Consider the following 9,046-nt stretch of genomic DNA (forward strand, 5'->3'; position numbering starts at 1 on the left):
ACCACGCAGAGACCGACAAGAACGGCCGCTAAAACCTGACCATCACGGGCAGCGTCCCGTAAGCGGGCGCACTCCGGCCGGGTGGCACGGCGAGATGCCGCGCCACCCGGCCAAACACGTGCCGTCGATCCCTTATGCGGGGCTGGGCTCCTGATCGGTGAGGCGCTCGGTGAGGAATGTGCGCTCGGCCTCGTTGCCGGTCAGTTCCAGCGCCTGCCGGTACGCGGCCGCCGCCTCGTCCGTACGGCCGAGGCGTTGCAACAGGTCCGCCTTGATCGCCGGCAGGTACTGGTACCGGGAGAGCCGGCCGTCCTGCTCCAGCACCTCGACCTGCGCCAGCGCGACCGCCGGTCCCCGGGCCATCGCCACCGGCACGGTCCGGTTCAGCGCGACGACCGGTGAGGGCCACAGCGACAGCAGCCTGTCGTAGAGTGCCACGATCTGTGGCCAGTCCGTCTCCTCGTACGTGGGTGCTTCGGCGTACAGCGAGGCGATCGCCGCCTGCAGCAGGTAGCGCCCCGCGCGGCCGCCGCGCAGCCCGGCCACGATCAGCTCGTGAGCCTCGGCCAGCGCGGTGCGGTCCCACAGCGAGCGGTCCTGCTCCTCAAGCCGCAGCAGCCGACCGTCGGCGCCGGTCCGGGTGGCGCGCCGGGCGTCGGTGACCAGGATCAGTGCGAGCAGCCCGCGGACCTCGGGCTCGTCGGGCATGAGGTCGCGCAGCGCCCGGGCCAGGTGCAGCGCGCGGTCGGCCAGGTCGGTGCGCATGAGCGTGGGGCCCGAGGGGGCGGTGTGGCCGGCGGTGAACAGCAGGTGGAGCACGCCGAGCACGGCCGTCAGCCGGTCCGGCAGCTCCGCCGGGCGCGGCAGGCGGTAGGGGATGCGGGCGGCGGAGATCTTCTTCTTCGCCCGGGTGATCCGGGCGGCCATCGTCTGTTCCGACACCAGCAGCGCCCGGGCGACGTCCGGTGTCGGCAGCCCGCACACCAGCCGCAGCGTGAGCGCGAGTTGCGCCTCCTGCGCGAGCGCGGGATGGCAGCAGGTGAAGATGAGTCGCAGCCGTTCGTCGGGCACGACATCCCCCGGGTCCACGGCCTGCTCCTCACCGGGTTCGTCCGACTCGGCGAGGGCGAGCGCGTCGACGGCCTCTTCGGGCTCCACCAGCAGCGGCAGCTTCGAGCGGAACGTCCGCTCCCGGCGGATCCCGTCCATCGCCCGGCGCTTGGCCGCGGTGGTGAGCCACGCCGCGGGGTTGCCCGGGATCCCGTCGCGTTCCCAGGCCGACAACGCCGCGGCGTACGCCTCCTGTACGCACTCCTCGGCCAGGTCCAGGTCACGGGCGACGCGCACCGTCGCGGCGAGCACGAAGGCCCACTCACGCCGGTGCGCGTCGGCGACCGCCTCCCCGACGCCGGTCGCAGCCGTCATCGGGCGACGGGCGCGATGCCGCCCGCGACGGGCCGCACCTCGACACCGCCGCGGCCCCACTGGACCGCGGGGTTACGACGTGCCAACTCCAGGGCGGCGTCCAGGTCGGGAGCCTCGATGATGCAGATGCCGGCGATGACTTCCTTGGAGTCGATGAAGGGGCCGTCGGTGACCACGTCGCCGCGCAGCGAGGTGGCGGTGTCGGTGGAGTGCAGCGCGTACGCCGTGATCATGGCGCCGGAGTCGATGAGGTCGTCGGCGTGCCGCTTGCTCGCCGCCTGCTGCTCGGGGGTGTAGTCGCCGGCCGCGGCGTTGTCGAAGATGAGGATCGCGTACTGGGCCATGAGGGCTCTCCTTGGCTGTGTGTCTGGTCGGTACGCCTCTACGTCGGACGGGCGACGCGAATTCGACAGACCGTACGCGAACTTTTTTCAGATGGCCCCGGGCCGGCTCTGACTGCGGGCATGGCGGCGCCGAAAGCCATGAAGACGTAGCCCTCACTGACCGTACTCCCGGTCGTCGGCATCGCCGCCACGTCGTTCGTCACGCTCGCCCCGACCGCGTCCACCGCTTCCTGTGTCACCGGCACGATCACCACCGGCCTTCGGACGGTCGACACGATCACGGCCAAGTCCTCCACCAGCGGTTGGCCGGACCGCCGCCGATGCCGCCCGCGCTGTCGCCGACATCGCTGTCGGCACCCCTCTCCACGGCATCCGTGACGCCGCGGGTCCCGACGTCCTTCCCCTGGACGAACTTGGCAGGATCACCCTCGGCGCCCGTGGTGACGGCCGCACCACCATCGCCGACGGCACCGCGGGCCCCTTCGCCGCCGCATCCGAGGACGCCCTCATCGCGACAAGCGGCGCGCACATCGCCCCCACGCACTTCCGGAGCTGGCTCGCCGGCTGATCACGATCCGATTCTGGCTGATGCCTCGGCTGGTCGGGCACGACAACGGGCAGGCCGTGCCCTACCAACCGCCACACCCCCCGCCCGGGTGGGCGCTCGCGCCTACGAGTAGACGTAGTGGCTGTACCCGGTGCAGACCGAGTCCGAGCCCTTCACCAGGCACGCGTCGAGCAACATCCGATACCCCTCGTCGATGTTGCCGGTCTGCCACGGGGTCGTGTAGGGGGACGCGTGTCCCTGCGTCGAGGCCTCGCGGTAGACCAGGGCGCTCAGGATGGTCCCCTTGACGCCCCACCCGTCGGCCCCGCCGTCATGCGCCCGCAGCGCGTCTCCGGGGTCGTCGCCCACCGGGTCCGCGTTCCAGTTCACGTATCCGGCGTAGTCGCCGTCGGCGTAGAGGTAGATGACCACCGAATTGCCGTCCTGATAGGTGCTCGTCGTGTAGGTGAGCTTGGGCGCTGCCGCGGCGGTGCCTGCGCCGGCGCCGAAGGTGACACCGACCGTCACGGCGGTCGCCGCCAGCAGGGTGGCGAACCGGTTCCTCATCGTGGCCATCAAAAGCCCTTCCCCATCAGAGCGATCAAAGTCGGGCGCGATCTTTCTCCCGCCGATCGAGGCAGGTCAACGGCTTTGCCCTCGTCGCAGTCCCGCTTCAGCCAACCGACCGGACCTGAACCGCCAACACAGAATCACCACACCCCACCCTTGAATCACCACGACTTATCCCGGAACCGAACAATCAGCGAGGCCCGGAATGGCAGCAGGTGGGTCGATCGCCCGAAAGTGCGCCCGGCCGGAGTGGAACGCACGGTGACGACGCGGTGGCGGTCGCGATGCGGGAGCGCCGGGCGCTGCCCGAGGGCCTACGGATCGAGGTCTTCGGGGACGCCGAGGCCACCCTCGACTGGTGCGACCGCGAGCTCGCCAACCTGCTCGTGGTCGCCGCGGCTGCCGAACGCCGGATCGGCGACAAGTGGAGCACTCTGATCGTCCTGCGGCTCGGGCAGCGCACCCACCGGTTCAACGAGCTCCACCGCGAGATCGACGGAATCAGCCAGCGGATGCTGACCCTGACCCTGCGAGCGCTGGTCCGCGACGGCCTGGTCAGCGGCACCGTCTACCCGACCGTGCCACCACGCGTCGACTACGAACTCACCGAACTGGGCCGCACACTGCTCACCCCCATCACCGCGCTCCACGAATGGGCGGTGGCACACCGCGACGACATCCGCCACGCGCGCGCCCAACACGACCACGCGACCGACGTATAGCTCAACGTGTCGGTCTGTGGGCAATGGTCCGCTCGAGCCTCCGGTCGGGGACGAGCCACATCAGCGCGACGCCGGCATAGATCACCACCGCGATCCAGTCGTTCAGGAAGGACAGACCGATGCCGCTCGCATACAGCAGCGGCGAGATCTTGCCCTTCAGGTCCCTGCCCACGGCGGTGGCGAGCAGGGACCCTCCACCCTGGTCTCGGATGATCACCGTCTGCAGGGTGTAGTAGGCCAGGGCAGCGGCGAGCAGGACGATGCCGTACGCGGCCGTGGGGACCGCGGCGAAGTGGTTCTGGCCCATCCAAGCCGTCGTGAAGGGGATCAGGGAGAGCCAGAACAGCAGGTGCAGGTTCGCCCACAGGATCAGCCCGTTCACCCGATCGGTCGCCTGCAGCATGTGGTGGTGGTTGTTCCAGTAGATGCCGAGGTAGACGAAGCTGAGCACGTAGGTCAGCAACACCGGGAGCGCATCGTGCAGGGCCGCCCAAGTGGTGCCGTGCGGGATGGGCAGCTCCAGCACCATGACCGTGATCAGGATGGCGATGACCCCGTCGCTGAACGCTTCCATCCGCTCGGTTGGCATGAGCCGATGCTAATGGCGTTCATGCTCACGCCAGGGAGTCGGGCGCCTGCGGATGGAGTATCGGCGGATCACCGGAATGGTCGGTGACGACGATCAGCTGAACGCCGGCTTCGTGGGCGGCGTCGGCGAGCACGGCGAGCGTCAGCTCCAGCGGCATGCTCGGGCCGCCGTGGTCGGCGAGCAGGCCCGCGAGCCGCCGTGGCCCGGGGACGTGCCGCTGCACTGTCTGCGGCACCCACCTCGCCTACGCCGACGCCTCATAGCCCACGAATCACGAACGGCTTCTGCGCTGCTGAGTGCGGGCCTGAACCACAAGGAGACGCAGCACATGGGCGCGGGCCTGCGCGGAGTCATCGAGCAGCTCCACGAATCGCGCAGGCGGTAGGGCCCGTACGGTGCACGGCGCCAGTGCGGTGAACGTGGCGGTGTGCCCCGCCCGGTCCAGGAGCGCCACTTTGTCCAGCGCGGCGGAGCGGGACGTCCCGCAGCCGCCGCCAGCCCTCGTCGGCCCCGTGGTCCTGCCCTCCCGTCGGTCTGCCGACCACACCCGCTGCGCCTGCTGTATCGGCTGATACAGCGTGTGGCCTCGTGAGGAGCCTAGTGTCGCGGTCGTCGCCCTACGCGAGCAGAAAGGGAACCCATGTTCGTGGTCGAACTCGCCTTCACACCTGCACCGGAACGCCTGGCCGCGCGCCCAGCCCACCGCGAGACTCTGGCGCGCCTGCACGCCCAGGGCACGCTCCTTGCCGCGGGGCCCTGGGCCGACGACGCCGGTGCCCTGCTGGTGTTCGCGCTGGACCGTCGAGAGCTGGAGGACGTCATGCGGGAGGACCCGTACTACCTGCGCACACCCGGCGTCCAAGTCCGCTCGATCCGCGAGCCATGAGCGCAGCCCGTCGCCGCACGTGCCGGGCTCCTCTACGGGTACCGGCCTGCGAAGTAGTCCGGAAGGTCGCTGACAGCCACCGCGTCGATCGTCATCAGGTACGCGACCCCCATCCAGAACAACAGGGTCAGGTTCACCCAGCCCACGGCCGCCAGCGGCCGCGCCCAGGCCCCCCAGCGGCCGGGCACGTTCTCCAAACCCCGGTAGATGAAGGGAGTCCCGCCCGCCTGCCAGTTCAGCCTCATGACGGCCAGCGGGGCTGTGATGACCACACCGAGGACGAGGGTGTCGGGTGGGGCGAGCTGGTACCAGTGGCCGCCCCAGAGGGAAAAGGACTGCACCAGGGACGAGTACGAGGGGGTGGAGTACGTGCCCGCCATGACGAGGGAGATCTCGACGATGCCCTGGAGCAGGGTGCCGATGACCGCAGCCACCGTGAACCTCCTCAACGCCCCCCAGGCAGGGCGTCGCTCCATCAGCTTCCGCGTCAGCACGCAGGTCAGGACCACCGGGACCATCATCACCGGATAGCTCAGGCCGGCTGGGGTGACGAGTGTGGTGAAGCCGCCGATCGGCTTGACGCCGCTGAGGCCGGGGATATCGGTGATCCAGGTCTCCATGTGCAAGAGGTACGGGTTCCAGCGCGCGGCGCGCTGGGACAGGACGTCCACCCACATCGTCAGTGTCCAGGCGAGCAGGAGCACAGAGTCGAAGCCGGGCCGGCCCAGGCGCCGCCATTCGCGCACGGCGAGATACGCCAGCCAGAGCACCCCGAGGAGCACGACGCCCTCGGACAGGCGGACGGTCACCGCGGTCAGGTCGGGCATGGACGGGGGGCGCTCGTAGCTGACCCCTGCGGCGCCGCGCGCGAACCAGTGGGCGTACGTCCACGCTTGCACGCCGATGAAGAGGGCCCCGAACGCGGCCAAGGCCCATCCGGGCCGCAGCCGCGTCCTGGCGGCGGTGGCGTTCTCTGTGGGGGCGGTCTTGAGCTGCATCGATATCACTTCCCGGTGAGAGCTTCCGACTGAGGCTTTCGGTGTGGGTCGGGGTGATTGCGGGTGGTCCCCGCGGTGTACCGCGGGCGTGCGCTACGCGCGGTGGGGTGCCCTGGCCGGCGGGCGGCGGGGCCGCAGGCCGTGCAGGCCGTGGGCTCCGTCCTCGTCATGCGGTGCCCTCCTGTTCGGAGCGGCTCTCGTACGCGGGCTCGGCAGCGGTGAGTGCGGCGGCCCCACCGTGCGGCAGCGGTGGATCCTCCAGGCACGGCAGGAGGGGCCCGCGTACGAGGGACAGGGCCGTCGCTGGGCTGAGCAGGCGGCCGACTGGAACCGTGAGGCTGATCAAGTCGAAGAAGATCCGTGCCAGGCGGGGATCGCAGGCCGCGGTGGCGCGGAACCGGTCTGCCAGGCGCTGTGCCAGGCGCAGCCCGGTCGTGGGGGTGGGCCCGCGTGCGCCGACGTAGCGGATGTCCTCGGCTGTGCAGATGGTCCACGGCAGCCGGCCCCGGCGGCAGATGGCCCGCTGGGCCGTGAAGTGGTCGAGCCGGTCGAGGGGTTGGGCTCCCTGGGCAGCGAACCTTTGTAGGGTGTGGTGCAGCCAGAGCGCGCTCAGGGCTGCCACGGTCATGCCCTGCCCGTAGAGCGGGTTGAAGGTGGTGGCGGCGTCGCCGAGGACCAGCAGCCCACGCGGCCAGGCGGGCATGCGGTCGTAGTGGTGGCGTCGGTTGGCGGTGCCGCGGTAGGCGGATATGCGGGTCGTCAGCTCCGTGTGAGCGAGTTGCTCGCCGAGCAGTGGATGGCGCAGGTTCCGAGCGAAGTACCTGAAGTCGCTCTCGTTCAGTGGTGGTTGCACTCCGCGGGTGCCGGAGAGCGTGACGCTCCACTGTCCGTCTTCGATGCGGAGCAGGAATCCGCCGGTACCGGGGGTGCCGGGCCGCGGATCCGGGGTGAGGTTGATGACGGGCACCAGCAGTCCGGGGTCGGCAGTGACGGTCGCACTGGCGTAGACGAGGCCGCAGTCGACGACGGTGCTCCGCACGGCGGGCAGGCCGAGTTCCGTCAGCCATCGCGGGGTCTTCGACCCGCGGCCGCCGGCGTCGACGACCAGATCCGCGGTGAGTTCCCCGGACTGTCCGTCGCCGCGACGGCGGACGCGCACTCCGCGTACTCGCCGTGCGTCACCGAGCAGAGCGGTGACGTCGGTGTGCTCCAGGAACCGTACGGTGTGCGGATACCGGCGCGTCAGGTGGTCGCGCAGGGAGTGTTCGGTCAAGGGCCGGCTGGCGCCCACGATGAAGTGTGGGTTGCGGGCGGGCCGCATCCAGCCGTGCGGGCCGTAGATGAGGGCGTCGGACATGGGGATGCGCTGCGCGCCTGCGGCGATGAGGTCGGCGAAGGCGCCTGGCAGCAGGGCGTCCATGGCCAGTGCGCCGCTCGACAGCAGGCCGTGTGTGTGGCGGCCCTGCGGAATCCCTTTGCGTACGCGTGGGTGGTGGGGCAGCCGGTCGCGGTCGATGACGGTCACCGAGTCCGCGTGGTCGGCCAGCGCGGCGGCGGCCAGGATGCCGGCGACCCCGCAGCCGAGGACGACCGCGTGCCCGGTCATGACGTACGCTCCGCAACCTGCGCACGGCTGATGTCGGCGCCGAGCGCCGCGGCGCCGTCGACGAGTTCGCGGGGCCAGGGGCAGGGCTGGTAGGCGGAGCCGACACGACGTGCGCTGGCCCATATCTGCTCGCCCCGGGCGACGAGCTGTTCTCCGTCGTCGGTGAGCCGGTGGTAGGTGAACTCGCCCTTCATCAGGTGCAGTCGGACCCAGGGAACGGTGAGGCGGATGCAGACGCGGTCGCCGAACCAGATCTCGTTTTCGTACTCGCAGGAGCAGGAACGGGTGAGCATGGCGTACGCGCCGGAGATGTCGCTGCTGAACCGGGGGGCGACGAGCATGCCGCACTGTTCGCGACAGTGGCCCTGCCAGTCGATGAGGCGGGCGTAGTAGACGGGGCCGACCGCGCTGGTGTCACCGGCGGTGACGGTGTGCTCGATGCTGAAGGAGTTCGTCGGGGGGCTGTTCTGCCCCGTCGGTAAGGAGAGGTTGCTTGCGGTCATCACTTGGGTGCTCGCTCCTTGGGTCGGGCCGAACGGCCGCAGGGGCCTGGGGCGTTACTCCGCGATGGCGGTGGCATTGGACGGCGGCGGCGATGTGCTGCCGATCGGTTAGGCCCTTGGGGGCCGCCGGGTTCGATGAGGATGCGGAACATGTGGAGGCCCTTGTTCGAGGGGTGTGGGTCAGCGGGTGACGGCGGACGGCGCGGGGAATGCCGGATCAACGACGAGCGCCGCGGTGGTGCGGTATCCGGGTGCGGTGAGGCGGTGGATCGTCCACGCGCGGGCCGGTGCGTCCACGGTCCGGGCCGTGTCGGGGCCGGGCGGGTGCAACTGGATCTCGACGCCGGTGAAGCAGCGTGCCAGGCCGTGGCCGGTCGCCTTTGCCACGGCCTCCTTGGCGGTCCACACGTCGTGGAAGGCCGCGACGCGCTCCGGAGGGTTCAGCCGGCTCAGCTGCTCGTGCTCGGCGGGGGTGAGCGTGTAGGCGAGCATGCGCGGGGTGACGCGGGCGGGCCGGATCTGCTCGATGTCCACGCCCACCTGCCCGGCGCGGGTCACGACGAGGACGCCCAGCGGCCCGGTGTGGGCTGAGCTGAAGGCCGTTCCCGGATGTTCCGACAGGTGGGGCCGGCCTCCGGCTTCGGTGGCGATGCGCAGCGTGCGGGCTTCGCCCGGTGGGTGCCCGAGTTGCCCGGCCAGGATGGTGCGCAGCAGGCCGCGGCGCACGATGAACCGGCGGCGCAGCTCGGGTGTCGGCAGCCTCCAGGCGCGCCGGCGTTCCGCCGGATCGAGGAAGCGCCACCAGGGCTCGGGGGGCTGGTCCAACTGAAGCCACCAGAGAAGACGTCCGGTGGTG

General features: G+C 70.6%; 13 protein-coding genes. 2 read left to right on the forward strand and 11 right to left on the reverse strand.

Annotation, left to right across the window (positions count from 1 at the left end):
- Positions 1 to 132: 132 nt before the first annotated feature.
- The 5 genes from ACWD4J_RS41735 to ACWD4J_RS41755 form a co-directional block, all read right to left on the reverse strand.
- Positions 133 to 1,425: an RNA polymerase sigma factor gene (locus ACWD4J_RS41735; protein WP_451400777.1), complete on the reverse strand. Its 1,293-nt coding sequence runs from the start codon at positions 1,423 to 1,425 to the stop codon at positions 133 to 135.
- Complete coding sequence (locus ACWD4J_RS41740; RefSeq protein ID WP_451400778.1) at positions 1,422 to 1,769, reverse strand: YciI family protein; 348 nt, start codon at positions 1,767 to 1,769, stop codon at positions 1,422 to 1,424. Before ACWD4J_RS41740 ends, ACWD4J_RS41735 begins: the two co-directional genes overlap by 4 nt.
- Positions 1,770 to 1,807: 38 nt before the next feature.
- Positions 1,808 to 2,050, reverse strand: a complete 243-nt coding sequence (locus tag ACWD4J_RS41745) for a hypothetical protein (protein ID WP_451400779.1) — start codon at positions 2,048 to 2,050, stop codon at positions 1,808 to 1,810.
- On the reverse strand, positions 2,047 to 2,298 hold the full coding sequence (locus ACWD4J_RS41750; RefSeq protein ID WP_451400780.1) for a hypothetical protein: 252 nt from the start codon (positions 2,296 to 2,298) through the stop codon (positions 2,047 to 2,049). The genes ACWD4J_RS41745 and ACWD4J_RS41750 overlap by 4 nt, the downstream gene beginning before the upstream one ends.
- A 141-nt stretch (positions 2,299 to 2,439) precedes the next feature.
- Entirely contained in the window at positions 2,440 to 2,892 is a 453-nt protein-coding gene (locus tag ACWD4J_RS41755) for a hypothetical protein (RefSeq protein WP_451400781.1), read from the reverse strand.
- Positions 2,893 to 3,158: 266 nt separating this feature from the next.
- On the opposite strand from ACWD4J_RS41755, the gene ACWD4J_RS41760 reads away from it, so the two are divergent.
- On the forward strand, positions 3,159 to 3,608 hold the full coding sequence (locus ACWD4J_RS41760) for a winged helix-turn-helix transcriptional regulator (RefSeq protein ID WP_451400782.1): 450 nt from the start codon (positions 3,159 to 3,161) through the stop codon (positions 3,606 to 3,608).
- Between the two features lies 1 nt (position 3,609).
- Here the strand turns inward: ACWD4J_RS41760 and ACWD4J_RS41765 are convergent, their stop codons facing one another.
- Positions 3,610 to 4,197, reverse strand: coding sequence for a TMEM175 family protein (locus ACWD4J_RS41765; protein WP_451400783.1), 588 nt, complete (start codon positions 4,195 to 4,197; stop codon positions 3,610 to 3,612).
- Between the two features lie 25 nt (positions 4,198 to 4,222).
- Positions 4,223 to 4,432 carry a hypothetical protein gene (locus tag ACWD4J_RS41770; RefSeq protein ID WP_451400784.1) on the reverse strand — a complete coding sequence of 70 codons (210 nt, stop codon included), beginning with the start codon at positions 4,430 to 4,432 and terminating at the stop codon, positions 4,223 to 4,225.
- Between the two features lie 405 nt (positions 4,433 to 4,837).
- Here ACWD4J_RS41770 and ACWD4J_RS41775 point away from each other — a divergent pair, with 405 nt between their 5' ends.
- Positions 4,838 to 5,083: a YciI family protein gene (locus tag ACWD4J_RS41775; protein ID WP_451400785.1), complete on the forward strand. Its 246-nt coding sequence runs from the start codon at positions 4,838 to 4,840 to the stop codon at positions 5,081 to 5,083.
- A 32-nt stretch (positions 5,084 to 5,115) separates the two neighbouring features.
- On the opposite strand, the gene ACWD4J_RS41780 is transcribed toward ACWD4J_RS41775, so the two are convergent.
- From ACWD4J_RS41780 to ACWD4J_RS41795, 4 genes are all read right to left on the reverse strand, one after another.
- Complete coding sequence (locus ACWD4J_RS41780; RefSeq protein ID WP_451400786.1) at positions 5,116 to 6,081, reverse strand: spirocyclase AveC family protein; 966 nt, start codon at positions 6,079 to 6,081, stop codon at positions 5,116 to 5,118.
- A gap of 166 nt (positions 6,082 to 6,247) precedes the next feature.
- Positions 6,248 to 7,687, reverse strand: coding sequence for an NAD(P)/FAD-dependent oxidoreductase (locus ACWD4J_RS41785; RefSeq protein ID WP_451400787.1), 1,440 nt, complete (start codon positions 7,685 to 7,687; stop codon positions 6,248 to 6,250).
- A complete protein-coding gene (locus ACWD4J_RS41790; protein WP_451400788.1) occupies positions 7,684 to 8,190 on the reverse strand; it encodes an acyl-CoA thioesterase in 507 nt (168 codons plus the stop codon). Before ACWD4J_RS41790 ends, ACWD4J_RS41785 begins: the two co-directional genes overlap by 4 nt.
- A 180-nt stretch (positions 8,191 to 8,370) precedes the next feature.
- Positions 8,371 to 9,015 carry a 4'-phosphopantetheinyl transferase family protein gene (locus ACWD4J_RS41795; RefSeq protein ID WP_451400789.1) on the reverse strand — a complete coding sequence of 215 codons (645 nt, stop codon included), beginning with the start codon at positions 9,013 to 9,015 and terminating at the stop codon, positions 8,371 to 8,373.
- Between the last annotated feature and the right edge of the window lie 31 nt (positions 9,016 to 9,046).

It is taken from the genome of Streptomyces sp. NPDC002577, from assembly GCF_053594815.1.